This window comes from Lysinibacillus sp. FSL K6-0232 (assembly GCF_038008325.1).
Classification (GTDB): domain Bacteria; phylum Bacillota; class Bacilli; order Bacillales_A; family Planococcaceae; genus Lysinibacillus.
The window spans coordinates 597,676-615,304 of sequence record NZ_JBBOYW010000001.1 but is presented as its reverse complement, the minus strand read 5'-3'; the positions used below and the strand labels follow the sequence as shown (position 1 = coordinate 615,304).

Genomic DNA, 17,629 nt, shown 5'->3' with positions numbered 1-17,629 from the left:
GATGTAATGCTGATACATATCTTTTATCATAACTTTGAACTACCCCCACTTAGTTATTGAAGTAGGGGATTCCTAAGAACACCAGCGTCACCGCCAGTTATGGATTAGGCTATCCCCGTAGTCCCTACGGTTAGAAGCCTTATCGCTTCGTTTTTCAGATTTTGTCCTGCGTTCATATCTCTATCGTGATGCGTACCACAAGAAGGGCAATCCCACTCACGAAGGTTGAGATGCTTCACGTCTTTGTTTTTGTAACCACAAGATGAACACAATTGGCTTGAAGCAAATGTTTTGGATACAGCTACTACTTGTTTGCCATACCATTTTGCTTTGTACGCAAGCATCGTTCTAAATTGTGACCATGCTGCTTCACTGATTGCCTTCGCTAACTTGTGGTTTTTTAGCATATTGGACACTTGCAAATCTTCGATACCGATGACATCGTGGTTTTTGATGATTTCAGTCGAGATTTTTTGCAAATAGTCTGTTCTTGCATGCGCTATTTTTTCATGAATACGCGCGACTTTCACCTTTTGCTTTTGGTAATTTCTTGCTTCCTCTAACGGCTTCCTTTGCTTCAAAGCCATTTCTTTTCGCCTTGACAAAATACGCTGTTCTTTCACCAGTTTCTTTTCAAGTGAACGGAAAAACTTCGGATTTTTATACACCATTCCAGTAGAAAGAATCGCAAAATCTTTGAGTCCTACATCGACACCGACAGAAGCACCTGTTTTTTCTACTGGCTGCACATCTGTTTCAGCAAGAATGGATACAAAATATTGACCACTTGAATTGCGTCTGATTGTCGCGTTAAGTATACGCCCTTCAACCTCACGACTTTTTGCAAGCTTGACGAATCCAAGTTTGGGCAACTTGATTTTGTTTCCTACAATCGCTATATTGCCGTTCGTATATTTCGTTGTGTACGATTGAACAGGATTCTTTTTAGACTTAAATCGTGGTGCTTGGTTTTGCTTCTTGAAAAAACGAGTATACGAATCCGCAAGATTTTTAAGGGCAGATTGAAGCGCAATGCTGTCTACTTCCTTCAACCATACGAATTCTTTTTTTAATTGCGTTAATTCAGCAGAACATAAATGGTAAGATAATCCTTTGCCTGTTTCTTTGTACATGTCGTTCCATTTTGCTAAAAAATGATTGAACACAAAACGAGAACAGCCAATCGCCTTTGTGATGAAGATTTCTTGTTCTTTGTTTGGATAGATACGGAATTTGTATGCTTTGTTGACCCACACACGAAACACCTCTCTCTTTACCCGAATATTCGTTTCTATTTTAACCGAAAGGGGGTAGCTTTGGCTATCACCAACCGCCATTCATCGCCCACCTACGCATTCGGCTACGCCCTACACATTCCTTGAAGTGGGCGTCTTCTGTCGGAAAATGATAAAAAAGCTGTGTTTAAAGGAAGTTTTCACTTTAAACACAGCTTTATCGTTTGATTATGCGTATAGTGGATGTTTATCTGTTAATGCTTTCACACGCTCTTTTGCTTCTGCTTTTACTGCCTCGTCTTCAGGATTTTTCAGAACTGCTGCAATAATCGCACCAACTTCCTTCATATCCTCTTCTTTAAAGCCACGAGAGGTAACGGCAGGTGTACCAATACGAATACCAGATGTTACAAATGGTGATTCAGTATCATATGGAATTGTATTTTTATTTGTTGTAATTCCTACTTCATCAAGTGCATGCTCTGCTACTTTACCTGTTAAACCAAGAGATTTCACATTTAACAATAATAGATGGTTATCTGTACCACCAGATACAATTTCCACACCTTCAGCAATTAGCACTTCTGCTAAAGCTTTAGCATTCGCAATAATTTGCTTTGCATAGTCTTTAAATTCTGGCTGTAATGCTTCACCAAATGCTACTGCCTTCGCAGCGATTACGTGCATTAATGGTCCACCTTGAATACCAGGGAATACAGATTTATTTAGCTTTTGCTCCCATTCTTTTGAAGCAAGAATTAAACCACCACGTGGACCACGTAATGTTTTATGTGTTGTAGATGTTACAAAATCTGCATATGGCACTGGTGATTGATGTTCACCAGCAGCTACAAGACCAGCGATATGCGCCATATCCACCATGAAGTACGCGCCTACTTCATCAGCGATTTCACGGAATTTGGAGAAATCAATTTCACGTGGGTATGCAGAAGCACCTGCAACAATAAGCTTTGGTTTATGTTCTAATGCTTTTTGGCGTACATCCTCATAGTCAATGACTTGTGTATCCTTTGTCACGCCGTATTCCACAAAATTATAGAGAATACCAGAGAAGTTTACAGGAGAGCCATGTGTTAAGTGACCGCCATGTGAAAGGTTCATACCAAGAACAGTATCACCAGGCTCTAAAATTGTATGGTAAACAGCCATATTTGCTTGTGCACCAGAGTGTGGTTGTACGTTTGCATATTCTGCACCAAAGATTTCTTTCACACGGTCACGTGCAATATTTTCTACTACGTCTACAAATTCACAGCCACCATAGTAGCGTTTACTTGGATAGCCTTCAGCGTATTTATTTGTCAGCACTGAGCCTTGCGCTTCCATTACTGCTTCGGATACAAAGTTTTCAGATGCAATCAATTCAATATTTGCTTGTTGACGTTTTTGCTCTGCAAGAATTCCGTCTAATACTGCTTTGTCTTGTACTGCTAATTTTTCGTATGCCATGTTTGAAAAAGCCTCCTAAGTATCATTGTTTCTATTTATCACTATGATAGTGATAATTATTTATATACTGCACGTTCTCCGCCAATTAGCTTTGGACGTGTTGTTGCAATTGTGACAACTGCCTCTCCCACCATTTTCACAGATGTACGAACTGGAACAGCCACCGATTTTAAATGCATGCCAATTAATGTTTGTCCAATATCGATACCTGCATGTGCCTGTATTGCTTCAACAACTACTGGTTGGGCAAATTGTGTATAGGCATAGGCGGACATGGACCCACCTGCTGTTCGTACTGGCACAACAGCTACTAAATCATAGCCAAATCGTTCAGCAGTTGATGCCTCCATTGTAATCGCACGATTAATATGTTCGCACCCTTGAAAGGCTAAATAGAGCTGGTGTTTTTCGGCAAATTTTTGTAACGGCTCGAAAATGGCTTCAGCTATTTCCAATGCGCCTGCTGTGCCAATTTTCTGACCAATTACTTCAGATGTGGAGCATCCTACGACAAAAATTGTATGAGGTCGTAGTGTTGTCTGCTCTTCAAATTCACTGAGTAACTGAGTCAAATGCTCTCTTATTTGTTGGACAACCATTTATCTCAGCTCCTTCATCTATTCATTTATTGCTCTAGTTCAGTAATTTTCTCAATGCGGCGTGTATGACGACCACCTTCAAATTCTGTTGCTAACCATGCTTGGACAATTTCACGCGCAAGGCCTGGACCGATAACACGCTCACCCATCGCTAAAACATTTGAATCATTATGGCAACGTGTTGCCTTTGCACTAAATACATCATGCACTAATGCACAACGAATACCCTTTACTTTGTTAGCAGCAATGGACATACCAATTCCTGTGCCACAAATTAAAATACCTTTATCAAATTTTCCATTCGCAACACCCTCAGAAACAGGCTTTGCATAATCAGGATAGTCTACTGAATCCGCAGATTGTGGACCAAAATCTTCGTAGCTAATATGAAGCTCATCTAATAGCTGCATAATCTCACGACGTAAGTTATTGCCTCCGTGATCAGAAGAAATTGCTATTCTCACTGGGTTCCCTCTTTTCGAATTATAGTCACCCTTAGTGTACCACTTCTTTCTAAAGAATAACATGATTTTTCTTGTATTTTTATGCTGATTTCCCCTAAAAGACGAACATTAATTGTATGTTAACAAATTATCATTCATTTTTAAAGTCTTTTTCTGTGGATAATGTGTATATTTTTGTGTATAAATTCGGATAATGGTCTTTTGTTGTAATATTCTATCTTCTGTAGTTTTTTTATTTTTTCACTACAGTGGACAATCGTTTGTCAGCAATTACGCCCCAGCGTAATTGTACCTGTTGCGAATGCTTTCGGTACATAAAGCATCTGACACTTCGCTTTCGATCCAAAAAGAATTTGCTGAACAAAGATAAAAAGGCTATATATAAAATATGATTGATTATCACATTTATATATAGCCTGTGGGAATTATGCTTGTCTATCAAATTGCTGAATCATTTTGTGCAATGCTTCTGATTGTGCTTTTAAGCTTTGAGTAAGGTGCTCTACTTGCTCGATTGCGTATGCTTGCTCTTCTGCTGCACTGCGAACCTCCTGTGCTCCTGCTGATGTTTCCTCAGCAATTGCTGCAACTTCTTGAGATTGTCGAGCTGTTGTTTCAATATTTTGCATTTGCTGTTCAATTAAAGAAGAAATTTCAACAATCGCTGTTGCCATTTCATGTACATTGGATGACATACCTTCGACTGCTGTTGTTGTTTCCGACACACGCGCTGCCTCCTGTGTGGCAAATGCAACCTGCTGATTCATTTGTTTGACCACCACTTCAACATTTTGCTGCATAGATTGGATAAGTGCTGTAATACCTTGGACAGCCTTGGCACTCTCATCAGCCAGACCACGAACCTCCTCTGCTACTACCGCAAAGCCTTTGCCATGCTCTCCTGCACGGGCTGCTTCTATGGACGCATTTAATGCTAATAAATTCGTTTGTGCAGCAATATCACCAACTAAGCCAATAATACGTTCTACCTGACCTGCATTTTCCTCTAGTGCATGAATGCTTTTCAATGCCTCATTATTGCCAGCAGCAATTTGCTGAATACTGTTCACTAATGTTTCAATCGCTTTTGTTGTTGTTGATAAATTATGTAAAATCTCTTTCGATTGCGATGCTGAAGCCTCTGCTCTACTATTTACTTCTGTTGCTAGAGCTCGTACATCTTCCATCGCTTCAGCAGTATCTTGGACAGCTGTTGCCGATGCTTCTGCTCCTGTAGAAATATGCTTGACTGTTGACACAATACCCTCAGCCTTTTTGGTTGCAACCTCTGCTTCATCTGAAAGCTGAATAATGGATTGATTTGTTTGTTGGAAATTATGGTCGATGCTTTCTACCATTTGACGTAAGTTGAGTACCATTTGTTGGAATGCTTCTGCAACAGAACGAATCTCATCATTTGTTTTTGGCATTTGTACATCCTGCCCAATTTTCCCTTCAGCTACAAGAGTTGCAGAATGTTCAAGTCGCTGTAAAGGTTTCACTAAAATAATACTAAAAATAGCAGCTAATATACCCGACCAGATTATACCTAGCACATAGGTAATAACTTCAAATAATTTTCGATTTGTATCAGGGAAGAAAGTAGGGTGTATAAATTCAATGTAGATAAAGCTAATACTGTAGGTAATTAACGCAAGAACGCTAACAAACAACACCAATTTAAGACGTAAACCAAATTGTTTTTTCATAGTGCCCCTCAATTCTTTTCTAGTTTTTGTATTAATCGATCAATCAGTGCCTTTAGTTCTTCAAATGTTGCTTCGTATATTACTTTGCTGCCTCCATAAGGGTCTACTACATTTTCTAGGCTACCTTCACTTGTATATTCTTTTAATGTAAATACTTTATGTTCTATTTGTGGATAACTAGAAATAATAGTGTCTTTATGGGTGGTCGTCATTGTTAAGATTAAGTCTGCCCATTCTATTTCGTCATTTGATAATTGAGTTGCCAAATGTTGATGTGACATTTGCGCTTCCTCTAATACCTGCTGTGCATATGCTGACATTTGTGCATTTGGCATAGCATAAATACCTGCTGAGCGCACTTCGATATTGTCCACCTGTTTATGTTTTAAAATAACTTCCGCCATTGGACTGCGACAAGTATTGCCTGTACAAACAAATAATATTTTCACACTTATCACTCTCCACTGTCTAATCTATTGTTGTATAGCTAGAATGCTCATAATAATAAAGACAATACCAGCCATTATTTGAATTTTATTGCCAAAAAAGACTTGGCTTCTTCGAGCTATTACTAATGACCCATAAGCACAAATAAGAGCACTTATACCTGCACTAATAATAAAAATTGTTTTTTCTAAGTTTAGCATACCAAAAGAAACACTTACTGAAAAGGTATCTAGGCTTGCAGTCACAGCTAAAAGTATTGGTGAAATTGTTACTTTTTCATCCCTATGAGAAAATAATAGTAAATGCATCCCAATACAAAATAATAAAATACTCGAAATCCATTGTCCCCATTCTAATAGGAAACGAACTAAATAGTTCCCTAATTCAAACCCTAATAGCGGGAACAGCATATGCAATGCAGCCGTCCAAAGTGCTAACAATAAGCGATATTTAACATTTGGCAGCAAAACATATAGACCGATTACATCAACAGACGTTAATATGCCTGCAAGAATTCCCTGCAAGAACGCACTCCTTCGCTCCCTAATATTTTATCATTTTATGCTTGGAAATACATTATTATCATAAGTGAATCAATTTCATAAATCATATTTTCCAAAAGCACGAATCGTTGACCAAACGTGTAACGAAATCTGTATATCGCAACCCAATAGTGAGCTACTTAAACCTATGTGACTTTTTCAGATGCACGCCTCGGCTTTATTTGGAGTGGCAGCATGTTACCCTTGTTTAGGTGTTAAATCCTTGTGGCTATGCGTTTTAAGCGCGAATTATACCCGCTGGGGCTCCATGTAAAGCCTACCCATAAACTTGCTATATCGATAATCTTGCCCACCAGAATGTTCTAAAATTTCGATTGCGATATGACTCACATTTCAATTGCGAAATACAGAAATCCTGACTGATTGGAATGCGTTCGATAATACAAGTCAAGAGCAACTAGATTATCGTACCGTAATTTAATTCACGTGGCGCACCGCGTAACGTCTTTTTTGAAAATAGCTAAAAAATTGACTGTACGTCGAAAGTAGAAAAATGGCATCAAAATGACAGGAACTTCCTATTTCTAATAATTTTCGAATGTCAAATAAGTTCATTTTCTTTACAATCGTCATAGGGCATCACCTCATTCAGTACGATTTAGTTTGGTCGCTACCATTATATTGAATTTGGGAAGATGCTCGCTTTTTTATTGTTGCAGAACCCTTGATACGAAAGAAATTAGAATTATAAAATTAACTCAAGCGCCTTCTATTCTTTCATCTCAACAAAAAACGACAAAAGATGTTTCCATACATCTTTTGCCGTATCAGCTTTGACAATTAGTGTGAATACCATTTCCCGCCAGCAGCTTTATCGAGCCTATTCATAATAGCTGCCCCTACGCCTTCAGTTGAAGTTGCTGTGGCTAATATAATGGTCGCAGTTGTTTTATCACATGCTCGTAGTGCATTGTATAATGTAGCACCCATTTCTTCTTGACTTCCTGCTTCCCCTACCGAAAAGTAAAAATCCACATTGACCGTGTGAAAGCTAGCAGGGGCAAGTAATGCAACGATATGTCCCTCACGCTGCAAGTGCTGAACAGCATTACTCACCACATTTTTATCACAGTCAATTAACAGGACAGGAGCATTTGGTGCATAATGTGTATATTTCATGCCTGGAGCCTTTGGTGTTTCCTCAAGCTTTTGCTCTAATTTAGTTGGCTGTATAACAGGACCTATGTTAGCCTCCAACATTTCTTTTGTAATGCCGCCTGGACGTAAAATAACTGGAGGCTCCTGTGTTACATCCAATACTGTGGACTCAAGCCCGATTCCAGTAGAGCCTCCATCTAAAATATAAGGTATGTATCCATCCAAATCATCTTTTACATGAACCGCTTCAGTGGGGCTTGGCTTACCGCTACGATTAGCACTTGGCGCAGCAAGTGGTTGTTGAAGCTGCTGTAATAATGCTAGTGCAACAGGATGATTGGGCATCCGTATCCCGACTGTTGATAAGCCAGCTGTTACACTTCGAGCCAGTACATTCGGTTTTACAGGCATAATCAGTGTTAACGGACCTGGCCAAAATAACTCCATACATTGCTTCGCTACTTCAGAAATATGAGTTACATAAAGCGTCACCTCTTCTTTTGTACCAATATGGACAATTAAAGGATTATCTGAAGGACGCCCCTTCGCTTCGAATATTTTTTTCACTGCTGAATCATTTGTAGCAATAGCTCCTAAACCATAAACCGTTTCTGTAGGAAATGCCACTACTTCTCCTGCATGTAAGATATCCACAGCTTGTGTATAATTAGTCTGACTATTCACATTACTATCCACAACTTTACAAACGGTTTTCATCATTAAAACCTTCCTTCAATTATTCGTTTTTACTGAATTATCCACATATTGTTTATAACTTAGAAAAAATTGTGTATAAGTTATCTGAATTTGTGCACAATTCATTCAAAAAGTCCTTTAATCCATTCCCAAATAAAGAATGTTACACGCTCTGATTCTTCCTGCTCTTCCTCTTTTACTTCTTCTTTTTCAGGCTCACAAATAGCTGGAAAAATGCTGCACCACCAGTTATCTCCACGTGCATCACCGATTTTTACAACAATAGAATGATAGACATTTTGCGGATATAATACAGCACCTTGTCTTTTTGGTGGGAATACGTTATCCCCAAGTACAACTTGTGTATCCACCTGTGGATAATTTCTGCTTAATTCCGTTTCAATTTGTTGTTTTAATAACAGAATTTGCTCGTTTTCAATTATGCCAGCAGTAGTAACTTGCGTAAAATAGGGCTTTAACTTTTTCACAAGCTGCTCTTTTTCTTGTTGGTCTTGCGCTGTATTACTATTCGCAATAACACGTATCCGAAAATCCTCTTCTTGTACTTGCTGTGTAGCTTCCTTTGCATAGCCGATAATTGTTGGAATATATAAAATACATAATTGTAATGTAATGGCAATCACTACAAGTCTAGCAAAGGCTAAAAAGATATGCTGTTTTGGTAATCTTGTAATCTTATATTCGTTTAACATAAAAATCCCTCCTTGCTCAACATTGTTGGCAAGTTTAGGATTCTTTATACATGAATCTCACAAAAAATCATACGAGGTTTACCATTAATATCTTTTTCTATGGAAATTGTAGCTTGTGGAAAACTATCTTGAAAGAGTTTGGCTACTTTGTCCCCTTGTGTATAACCGATTTCTAGCCCAATAAGTGCAGGTCTATTCATATGCGCAGGTAATTGCTCGGCTAATTTCCGATATAATAGAAGACCATCCTCTTCAGCAAACAGCGCACTATGTGGCTCATGCTCTAAAACAACACTGGACATTTCCTGTGCCTCATCAAAGGCGATATATGGAGGATTTGATAACACAATATCAAATTTCTCCCCAGCAAGCGGTGTTGTTAAATCGCCTAATCGAAAATCAATATTTGCCTGTAATCTTTGTGCATTGTTTTGTGCTGTTACTAATGCAGCCTCTGATAAATCAGTAGCAACAACTGTAAGAGCTGGGCATTCCAACTTCATTGAAATCGCGATCGCGCCACTACCTGTACCAATATCCGCTAGCTTCAACGCTTGCTGCTGAAATAACTTATTCATACGAGTAATCGTGCCAAATACCAATTCCTCTGTTTCCGGGCGAGGAATTAAAACCGATTCATCTACGACAAAAGAACGACCATAAAACTCCTCCATCCCTACACAATATTGTACAGGGCGACCATCTGCATGCTCCTTTATGATTGCTGTAAATTTCGTTTGCTGCTCTGCTGTTAATTCATCTTGTACATGCAACATTACCTCTGCATAGCTAGTACCAAGTACATGTTGCATCACGATACGTGCTGCTGTTTCTTCACGACCATTATCCACTAAAAAAGAAGAAGCCCAGTCAAGGGCCTCCATCACATTTTTATAGGTCATCATTTAAACGCTCTAACTTTGATGCCTGTTCTTCTAAAATAAGTGCATCAATAATTTCATCTAATCTACCTTCAACGATTTGATCTAACTTTTGAATTGTTAAACCAATACGATGATCCGTTACACGGTTTTGTGGATAATTGTATGTGCGAATACGTTCAGAGCGATCTCCAGAACCAACAGCAGACTTACGTGTAGCATCAATTTCTTTTTGTGCTTCCTGCATATACATATCTGCAACACGGGCACGTAAAATTTTCATCGCCTTTTCACGGTTTTTAATTTGTGAACGTTCATCCTGCATCGATACCACAACACCTGTTGGTAAGTGGGTCATACGAACGGCTGACATCGTTGTATTTACTGATTGCCCACCTGCACCAGAAGATGCAAATGTATCCACACGAATATCCTTTTCATGGATTTCAACATCCACTTCCTCTACCTCTGGTAAACATGCAACAGTCGCTGTGGACGTATGGATACGACCTTGCGATTCTGTGGCAGGCACACGTTGTACACGATGCGCGCCATTTTCAAATTTGAATTTTGAATAGGCTCCCTGTCCATTAATCATAAAAATAATTTCTTTATAGCCGCCCATTGGGTTTGGCGTTGCTTCCATAATATCAATTTTCCAGCCCTGTGCCTCTGCATAGCGAGAATACATACGGAACAAGTCACCTGCAAAAATATTAGCCTCGTCGCCACCTGCTGCCCCACGGATTTCCATAATAACGTTTTTATTATCGTTCGGGTCTTTTGGAATTAACAAAATACGTAAACGTTCTTCTAATTCTTCCTGCTGTGCTTTTAATAGGTTAAATTCTTCTTTCACCATTTCGTGCATATCAGGGTCTTTTTCGCTATCTAACATTTCACGTGCATCTGCTAATTGCTCTTTGACACTTTTATATTCACGATAAGTATCCACTGTTTCTTGGATATCTGATTGTTCTTTTGAATACTCACGTAATTTCTTACTATCGTTCACAATATCTGGATCACTTAAAAGCTCTGTTAGCCTTTCATAACGATCTTCCACTGCTTGTAATCGATCAAACATGGATTTCACCTCTATTTAGTTTTTTAAGCATTTCTTCTTTTTCACAATTAACGAACATTGCTATTTCCACTACTTAGTATAAGAAAAATTTTGCATGGATGCTACTTTTTCTTGCTATCTTTAGCAATGCATTAGAGCGGCGGATTTGCGTGACATTTACGACAAACTGGATAATAAGCATCATTGCCACCGATTTGAATTTGATCTCCTGTATAAACAGGCTTACCGCTTTCATCTACTCGTAAATTCATTGTTGCTTTTTTATGGCAAAACCAGCAAATGGTTTTCATTTCTTCAATTTTATCCGCATATGTAAGCATATACTGACTGCCTTCAAACAGCTCATTTTGAAAATCATTTTTTAAACCAAAGCCCATCACCGGAATATCTAATTGATCCACAATATTTGCAAGCTGTAAAACATGTGCCTTTTTTAAAAATTGAACTTCATCCACAAGCACACAGTATGGCTTTACAGCATTGCTCTTTACTAGCTCAAAAATATTTGTATCTTCATAAACAGGAATCGCTTGCTGTCGTAAGCCTACTCGACTAGAAACAAAGCCAACCTCATCACGAGTATCTAAACCTGAAGTAAACATCATTACAGGCTTTTTTTGCTCTTCATAATTATGAGCAACTTTTAAGATTTCTATTGATTTACCACTATTCATTGCACCATGTTTAAAATAAAGCTGTGCCATCTATGTCTTCTCCCTTTCTTATTATCACATTAGATTTTGAAAAGACTATTTTCTATATACTGAAAAAAATACCTGCCAAGCACATGCTTGGCAGGTATTAAACTAACATTAGTTTTTAAGACCGTATTTTTTGTTGAAACGATCCACGCGACCATCAGCAGACGCGAATTTTTGACGGCCAGTATAGAATGGGTGACATTCGTTGCAGAACTCAACAACGATGTTTTCTTTTACTGAACCAGTTTGGAAAGTGTTACCACAAGAGCAAGTTACTGTTGCTACTTTGTAGTCTGGATGAATTCCTTGTTTCATATTCGTTTTCTCCTCTCGCCCTGAACCATCTGGAACAGAGTATTCTCGAACTGTACCTTACATAGCCCGAATATGTCGATCAATAATTTATATTGAAAGTGGAATGTCAGCTATATATGTACACGTTGCATACCTATGAAGTATAGCATAAGTATTTTGATCTTTTCAAGTAAAAAATATTAAATAGCTAGCATATCAATTACGCCCCAACGTAATTGTATCTGTCAACCGCTTTTAATAACGTCTATTTACCACAACCATTTGGACCAATAATCGTAGAAATTTGCCCTTCAGGAATCTCTACGCTTAAATCATTCACAATTAGCGTTGAGGAATAACCAATTGCAACGTGCTCTATTTCAAGTACCGACATTTTTAACTTCCTTTCATTTTTTATATTTGTAAGCCAAATTGAGCTGTATATAAACCATAGTAAGCATTTTGTCTTTCCATTAGCTGTGTATGTGTACCTTCCTCGATAATGCCTTTTTTCGATACAACGACAATTCGATCGGCATCCTTAATTGTTGCTAAACGATGGGCAATCACTAGTGTTGTCCGACCAATCGAAAGCTCATTTAACGCTTGTTGAATGGCCTGCTCTGTTTCTGTATCAAGTGCAGATGTTGCCTCATCTAAAATTAAAATTTTCGGGTTTTTTAAGAAAATACGCGCTATGGATAATCTTTGCTTCTGCCCACCTGATAACTTCACTCCGCGCTCACCAATCAATGTATCCATTCCTTCTGGAAGTGCATGAATCACATCCGTTAGTTGTGCACGCTGTGCAGCATACCAAATTTCCTCTTCACTAGCGTTTAAATTACCATAGGCAATATTTTCACGAATTGTTCCGTCAAATAAAAAGACATCTTGCTGAACAATACCAATATGTGAACGTAAAGATTGTAGCTTAAAATCGCGTATATCGATACCGTCAATTTTAATCGAGCCTTCATTTACTTCATAAAAGCGTGGCAATAAACTGCAAATAGTCGATTTCCCTGCTCCAGACGGTCCTACTAGCGCAACTGTTTCACCTGGCTGCACCTTTAAATGTATTTGATGAAGGGCACGTTGATTGTCTGTATAGCCAAATGAAACATTTGTAAATGTAATGGCCCCATCGATTTCATCAATAGCTTTTGCATTAGGACGGTCGGCAATTTCGGGCTCCGTTTCTAAAAATTCAATATAGCGTCTAAACCCTGCCATACCTTTTGGATAACTTTCAATAAACATATTAATTTTATTAATAGGGCCTAAGAGAATACCCGCTAGCAAAATAAAGGCAATAAAATCACCATTTGTTAAATGCCCATTTAATACAAAATAAGCTCCAACAAAAAGTGTAAATAATGATAAAACCTTTGTCAGAATACCTGAAACGGCTTCATTCCATGCCATCACCTTATAAGAAAAAAGCTTTGTCATTCGAAATCGTTCGTTGTTAACTTTAAAGCGTTTAATCTCATGTTCTTCATTTGTAAAGGCTTGGACAACACGAATACCACTGACATTATTTTCAACACGCGCATTAAAATCGGCAATATCTCCAAACATTTGGCGAAAAGCCTTAGACATTAATTTTCCAAAAATAATTGTTAGCACTAAAATAATTGGTACAAGGAGGAAAATAAGAAGTGTAAAGGTTGGATCAATATAGAACATAACTCCAAATGTACCGATAATCGTCATGGCAGCAATAAAAATATCCTCTGGACCATGGTGAGCTAGTTCACCGATATCCATTAAGTCATTAGTTAAACGAGAAACAAGATGCCCTGTTTTATTGTTGTCAAAGTAGCGAAATGATAGCTTCTGTACATGACTAAAGGCTTCTTTTCTCATATCTGTTTCAATATTAATTCCTAGCATATGCCCCCAATAGGAAACGATAAAATGGAAAATAGAATTAACAATATATAAGGCAAATAGCAATAAGCTCGCCATAATAATCCACTTTAATTCACCATCTGGTAAAATATCATCAATCACTTTATTTAAAACAATCGGGAATGCTAGCTCAATTAATGCCACTAATATGGCACAGCTAAAATCTAAAATAAATAAGCCTTTATATGGCTTGTAGTATGAAAAAAAACGCTGTAATAGCATAATGTAGCCTCCTATTCATAATCCCAGTAAATAATGGTTTGCTTTTTCTATCCTTAATTGCTGCAACTAAACTTGTGGTCTGGCTTTAAAAGTACGCTATAAATGACGTGTACTTATATGAAGCATATCTGCAAGTGCTTGTATAGATAATGGTTGATGAAGATGTTGCTCAATATATAAGCGCGCTGCCTCTGCCTTATCTATTGCATGAGGTTTTCCTTGCCCTTCGGCTAGCTCTTGAAATAGCCGATAAATTAACTCATATAAAAAGGCCTTCACAGATAAATGCTCTTGAATAGAGCCTGACTGCCATTTGCTATACATATCTCGCAGAATTGTCTGAATAGCTATAGAACTTGCTGGAGCACAGGAGAACGTTGTTTGGAATGGCTGGTATTACATTTGCAAATGCTATATAAGGGCATTCTGATACATCACATCACCCTTATAGCTAATAAGAAAGTATCTAACATGCTGCTGTGCTGTTATTTGAAGATACTATGATTTGCCGATATGAAAAATTGTAAAGCGTTGTACATAGTAAGGCTGCTTATCAATTACAATTTGTACTTCTCCTGTAGTAATAATTAGCAAGGTGCTATATGTCAATAGCTTTGACACTTGAACATCTGACTTATTTATGTAATCAATATGCTTTACCTGCACAAATGCATTTTGCCAGAGAAGCATATAGGCATCATATTTCATCTTTATCTCCTTTAAAAATAGCTGTATATAGCATTATTATAGTGATAATGATTATCAATTTCAATAAGCGATAAAAAAATCACCATCGATAATTTCTTATCAATGGTGATCTTTATGCTATAAAAGTCCTTTACCTTTTGTTGCCTTTTTCATATCTTCATTTAGCTTTTCGAAGAATTCATCATTCGATTTTGTAGTGCGTAACTTTTTCAGGAAACGCTCTGCAAAATCTGGTGCATCTGAAAAGGTTTTGCGAATCGCCCATAGCTTTTCAAGTTGCTCTGGTGCAAGAAGAAGCTCTTCCTTACGTGTACCTGAACGACGAATATCAAGCGCAGGGAAAATACGGCGCTCCGCTAAGTGACGATCTAAATGTAATTCTAAATTGCCTGTCCCTTTAAATTCCTCATAGATTACTTCATCCATACGAGAACCTGTATCTACTAAAGCTGTTGCTAAAATTGTTAAACTACCGCCCTCTTCGATATTACGCGCAGAACCGAAGAAACGTTTAGGTCTATGGAAAGCAGCAGGGTCAATACCACCTGATAATGTACGTCCACTTGGAGGAATTACTAGGTTATAGGCACGTGCTAAACGTGTAATAGAGTCCATTAAAATAATAACATCACGTTTATGCTCTACTAATCGACGTGCGCGCTCTAAAACAATTTCAGCCACTTTCACATGGTTTTCTGGCACTTCATCGAATGTTGAGCTAACGACATCTGCATTCACAGAACGTTCAATATCTGTTACTTCCTCAGGACGCTCATCGATCAGTAAGACAATTAACTCTGCCTCTGGATGATTTGTTGTAATAGCATTTGCAATTTCTTTTAGCAAAGATGTTTTCCCTGCCTTTGGCGGAGCAACGATTAAGCCACGTTGACCAAAGCCTACAGGCGCAACTAAATCCATAATACGTGTCGATACATTACGCTGTGTTGTTTCAAGCTTAATTTGACGATTTGGATATAGAGGCGTTAACGCAGGAAAATGGACACGCTCCTTTGCTACTTCAGGGTCTTCGCCATTGACAGCATCCACCTGTAATAAGCCATAATAGCGCTCATTTTCTTTTGGTGGTCGCACCTTTCCTGATACCTTGTCCCCATTACGCAGGTCAAAGCGGCGAATTTGAGATGCAGAAATATAAATATCCTCTTTACTTGGAGAATAGTTAATTGGTCGAAGGAAGCCAAAGCCCTCTTGCGAAACAATTTCTAATACACCTTCCATAAAGAAGTAGCCCTCTTGCTCTGAACGCGTTTTCAAAATAGCAAATATTAATTCTTTTTTCGTTAGCTTGCTATAATATGAAATTTTGTATTGGCGTGCAAGGGCGTAAAGCTCTTTTAACGTCATGTTTTCTAATTGAGCGATTGTCAATGCAGACATATGCACAACTCCAGTCTTTTTCAAAATATAATGCCGTTTTTGGGGTTATCATTGAAGTTTTTTACAATGACTCTGTTAATGCTTGTCTGGTTGTTTCAAACTATAGGCACTCTTCACAACCATAAACCATTGAAACAAAGCCCTACAAAACTATGGGATGGTTTATCTTAGTTCGGTGGGTATAGAAACGCCCGTTGAATCAAGATCATGTCACAGATTTTGAAGAGGAGCTTTTCGAGTGAATTCGAAAAAATCTGGACACATTGTTTATCTGCGTGAAAGCGAAGCGCCAGCAGCAGATGCTTTATGTGCTGAAAGCATTCGCGACAGGTACAATTACGCCAAGACATAATTGATTGTAAGAAAGAAGGTACCTAGCGCAAGTAGATGCACTAGGTATATTTTAGAAGAAAATATCATTAATAGCTAGGTTTTTTCTCAAGAGCATGACGGCCTTCAACAAAACGTACTGTGCCAGATTTTGCACGCATAACAACTGAATGTGTTAATGCATATGCACCTTTATATTGAACACCCTTTAATAGCTCACAATCTGTTACAGCCGTTGCTGCAAAAATAGCATCGTCACCTTTTACTAAATCATCTAAATAAAGAACTTTCTCAACATCTACACCCATCTTTGTGCAGCGTGCTAATTGTTCCTCATCTTCTGGTACTAGTTTTGCTTGGAAATCTCCACCTAAGCATTTTAAGGCTACTGCTGCAATAACGCCCTCTGGTGCTCCACCTGTTCCAAACATAATATCAATGCCTGTTTCATCAAAAGCGGTATTAATCGCTGCGCCAACATCGCCATCTTGAATAAATTTAATACGTGCACCAGCCTCACGAATTTCATCCACAATCGCTTGGTGACGTGGTCGATCTAATAGCGTAGCTACAACATCAGAAATATCTTTATTTTTAGCTTTTGCTACTTGTAATAAGTTATAAGTGACAGAAGCATTGATATCTACTTTGCCCGCCGCTTCTGGTCCTACAGCAATTTTCTCCATATACATATCTGGTGCATTCAGTAAGTTTCCTTTATCTGCAATTGCAAGAACTGTCATTGCACCATTTGTACCTTTTGCGACAATATTTGTACCTTCTAACGGGTCCACGGCAATATCTACTTGCGGACCACCATTGCGTAAGCCAAGTTCTTCACCAATATAAAGCATTGGTGCCTCATCCATTTCACCTTCACCAATTACTACTGTAGCATGCATTGGAATTGTATCGAACATTTTGCGCATCGCTGTTGTTGCTGCATCATCTGCTTCAATTTTCAAGCCACGTCCCATCCATTTCCCGGATGCGATTGCTGCTGCTTCTGTTACTCGTACTACTTCCATCGATAAACTACGTTCCATTGTTGCTTTGCCTCCCGCTATCGGCAGCTTTTTGCGCCGAAACATTCA

General features: G+C 38.3%; 18 protein-coding genes and 1 pseudogene. All 19 read right to left on the bottom strand.

Translation table 11 applies throughout. The features are described from left to right. Nucleotides 1-104: 104 nt before the first annotated feature. Nucleotides 105-1,256, bottom strand: coding sequence for an IS200/IS605 family element RNA-guided endonuclease TnpB (gene tnpB, locus MHB42_RS02880; protein WP_340808515.1), 1,152 nt, complete (start codon nucleotides 1,254-1,256; stop codon nucleotides 105-107). A gap of 207 nt (nucleotides 1,257-1,463) precedes the next feature. Further along, on the bottom strand, nucleotides 1,464-2,705 hold the full coding sequence (glyA, locus tag MHB42_RS02875; RefSeq protein WP_340804281.1) for a serine hydroxymethyltransferase: 1,242 nt from the start codon (nucleotides 2,703-2,705) through the stop codon (nucleotides 1,464-1,466). A gap of 56 nt (nucleotides 2,706-2,761) precedes the next feature. Beyond that, the gene (locus MHB42_RS02870) at nucleotides 2,762-3,304 is read right to left on the bottom strand and encodes a TIGR01440 family protein (protein ID WP_340804280.1); all 543 of its coding nucleotides are present in this window, start codon (nucleotides 3,302-3,304) and stop codon (nucleotides 2,762-2,764) included. A 26-nt stretch (nucleotides 3,305-3,330) separates the two neighbouring features. Further along, a complete protein-coding gene (gene rpiB / locus MHB42_RS02865; RefSeq protein ID WP_340804278.1) occupies nucleotides 3,331-3,768 on the bottom strand; it encodes a ribose 5-phosphate isomerase B in 438 nt (145 codons plus the stop codon). Between the two features lie 425 nt (nucleotides 3,769-4,193). Further along, nucleotides 4,194-5,477 (bottom strand): methyl-accepting chemotaxis protein, encoded by a 1,284-nt coding sequence (locus MHB42_RS02860; protein WP_340804277.1) that lies wholly within the window; start codon nucleotides 5,475-5,477, stop codon nucleotides 4,194-4,196. An 8-nt stretch (nucleotides 5,478-5,485) separates the two neighbouring features. Then, a complete protein-coding gene (locus MHB42_RS02855; RefSeq protein ID WP_340804276.1) occupies nucleotides 5,486-5,926 on the bottom strand; it encodes a low molecular weight protein arginine phosphatase in 441 nt (146 codons plus the stop codon). Nucleotides 5,927-5,950: 24 nt separating this feature from the next. Beyond that, a complete protein-coding gene (locus tag MHB42_RS02850; protein ID WP_340804275.1) occupies nucleotides 5,951-6,448 on the bottom strand; it encodes a manganese efflux pump MntP in 498 nt (165 codons plus the stop codon). 819 nt (nucleotides 6,449-7,267) lie between these two features. Next, nucleotides 7,268-8,302 (bottom strand): L-threonylcarbamoyladenylate synthase, encoded by a 1,035-nt coding sequence (locus MHB42_RS02845; RefSeq protein WP_340808514.1) that lies wholly within the window; start codon nucleotides 8,300-8,302, stop codon nucleotides 7,268-7,270. Nucleotides 8,303-8,403: 101 nt separating this feature from the next. Further along, complete coding sequence (locus MHB42_RS02840) at nucleotides 8,404-8,994, bottom strand: stage II sporulation protein R (RefSeq protein WP_340804274.1); 591 nt, start codon at nucleotides 8,992-8,994, stop codon at nucleotides 8,404-8,406. 44 nt (nucleotides 8,995-9,038) lie between these two features. Beyond that, nucleotides 9,039-9,899: a peptide chain release factor N(5)-glutamine methyltransferase gene (prmC, locus tag MHB42_RS02835; protein WP_340804273.1), complete on the bottom strand. Its 861-nt coding sequence runs from the start codon at nucleotides 9,897-9,899 to the stop codon at nucleotides 9,039-9,041. Further along, nucleotides 9,886-10,962 carry a peptide chain release factor 1 gene (prfA, locus tag MHB42_RS02830; protein WP_340804271.1) on the bottom strand — a complete coding sequence of 359 codons (1,077 nt, stop codon included), beginning with the start codon at nucleotides 10,960-10,962 and terminating at the stop codon, nucleotides 9,886-9,888. The genes prmC and prfA overlap by 14 nt, the downstream gene beginning before the upstream one ends. A gap of 131 nt (nucleotides 10,963-11,093) precedes the next feature. Continuing rightward, a complete protein-coding gene (locus tag MHB42_RS02825; RefSeq protein WP_340804269.1) occupies nucleotides 11,094-11,666 on the bottom strand; it encodes a thymidine kinase in 573 nt (190 codons plus the stop codon). Between the two features lie 108 nt (nucleotides 11,667-11,774). After that, a complete protein-coding gene (gene rpmE, locus MHB42_RS02820; RefSeq protein ID WP_340804268.1) occupies nucleotides 11,775-11,978 on the bottom strand; it encodes a 50S ribosomal protein L31 in 204 nt (67 codons plus the stop codon). A gap of 247 nt (nucleotides 11,979-12,225) precedes the next feature. Beyond that, a pseudogene (locus MHB42_RS02815) lies at nucleotides 12,226-12,351 on the bottom strand (ABC transporter ATP-binding protein); the annotation flags it as partial. Nucleotides 12,352-12,371: 20 nt separating this feature from the next. Then, nucleotides 12,372-14,096, bottom strand: coding sequence for an ABC transporter ATP-binding protein (locus tag MHB42_RS02810; protein ID WP_340804267.1), 1,725 nt, complete (start codon nucleotides 14,094-14,096; stop codon nucleotides 12,372-12,374). A 96-nt stretch (nucleotides 14,097-14,192) separates the two neighbouring features. After that, a complete protein-coding gene (locus tag MHB42_RS02805; RefSeq protein ID WP_340804266.1) occupies nucleotides 14,193-14,420 on the bottom strand; it encodes a hypothetical protein in 228 nt (75 codons plus the stop codon). A 174-nt stretch (nucleotides 14,421-14,594) separates the two neighbouring features. Then, nucleotides 14,595-14,804 carry a hypothetical protein gene (locus tag MHB42_RS02800; RefSeq protein ID WP_340804265.1) on the bottom strand — a complete coding sequence of 70 codons (210 nt, stop codon included), beginning with the start codon at nucleotides 14,802-14,804 and terminating at the stop codon, nucleotides 14,595-14,597. Nucleotides 14,805-14,921: 117 nt separating this feature from the next. After that, nucleotides 14,922-16,205, bottom strand: coding sequence for a transcription termination factor Rho (gene rho / locus MHB42_RS02795; RefSeq protein WP_340804264.1), 1,284 nt, complete (start codon nucleotides 16,203-16,205; stop codon nucleotides 14,922-14,924). A 419-nt stretch (nucleotides 16,206-16,624) separates the two neighbouring features. Continuing rightward, complete coding sequence (gene glpX, locus MHB42_RS02790; protein WP_053993411.1) at nucleotides 16,625-17,581, bottom strand: class II fructose-bisphosphatase; 957 nt, start codon at nucleotides 17,579-17,581, stop codon at nucleotides 16,625-16,627. Between the last annotated feature and the right edge of the window lie 48 nt (nucleotides 17,582-17,629).

Bases quoted from the DNA above. Each gene is read 5' to 3' on its own strand.
- glpX (WP_053993411.1), bottom strand. From the start codon at position 17,581: ATGGAACGTAGTTTATCGATGGAAGTAGTACGAGTAACAGAAGCAGCA.
- MHB42_RS02800 (WP_340804265.1), bottom strand. From the start codon at position 14,804: ATGAAATATGATGCCTATATGCTTCTCTGGCAAAATGCATTTGTGCAG.
- MHB42_RS02840 (WP_340804274.1), bottom strand. From the start codon at position 8,994: ATGTTAAACGAATATAAGATTACAAGATTACCAAAACAGCATATCTTT.
- MHB42_RS02870 (WP_340804280.1), bottom strand. From the start codon at position 3,304: ATGGTTGTCCAACAAATAAGAGAGCATTTGACTCAGTTACTCAGTGAA.
- MHB42_RS02860 (WP_340804277.1), bottom strand. From the start codon at position 5,477: ATGAAAAAACAATTTGGTTTACGTCTTAAATTGGTGTTGTTTGTTAGC.
- MHB42_RS02810 (WP_340804267.1), bottom strand. From the start codon at position 14,096: ATGCTATTACAGCGTTTTTTTTCATACTACAAGCCATATAAAGGCTTA.
- rho (WP_340804264.1), bottom strand. From the start codon at position 16,205: ATGTCTGCATTGACAATCGCTCAATTAGAAAACATGACGTTAAAAGAG.
- prmC (WP_340804273.1), bottom strand. From the start codon at position 9,899: ATGATGACCTATAAAAATGTGATGGAGGCCCTTGACTGGGCTTCTTCT.
- glyA (WP_340804281.1), bottom strand. From the start codon at position 2,705: ATGGCATACGAAAAATTAGCAGTACAAGACAAAGCAGTATTAGACGGA.
- MHB42_RS02845 (WP_340808514.1), bottom strand. From the start codon at position 8,302: ATGAAAACCGTTTGTAAAGTTGTGGATAGTAATGTGAATAGTCAGACT.
- MHB42_RS02825 (WP_340804269.1), bottom strand. From the start codon at position 11,666: ATGGCACAGCTTTATTTTAAACATGGTGCAATGAATAGTGGTAAATCA.
- rpmE (WP_340804268.1), bottom strand. From the start codon at position 11,978: ATGAAACAAGGAATTCATCCAGACTACAAAGTAGCAACAGTAACTTGC.
- MHB42_RS02805 (WP_340804266.1), bottom strand. From the start codon at position 14,420: ATGTATAGCAAATGGCAGTCAGGCTCTATTCAAGAGCATTTATCTGTG.
- prfA (WP_340804271.1), bottom strand. From the start codon at position 10,962: ATGTTTGATCGATTACAAGCAGTGGAAGATCGTTATGAAAGGCTAACA.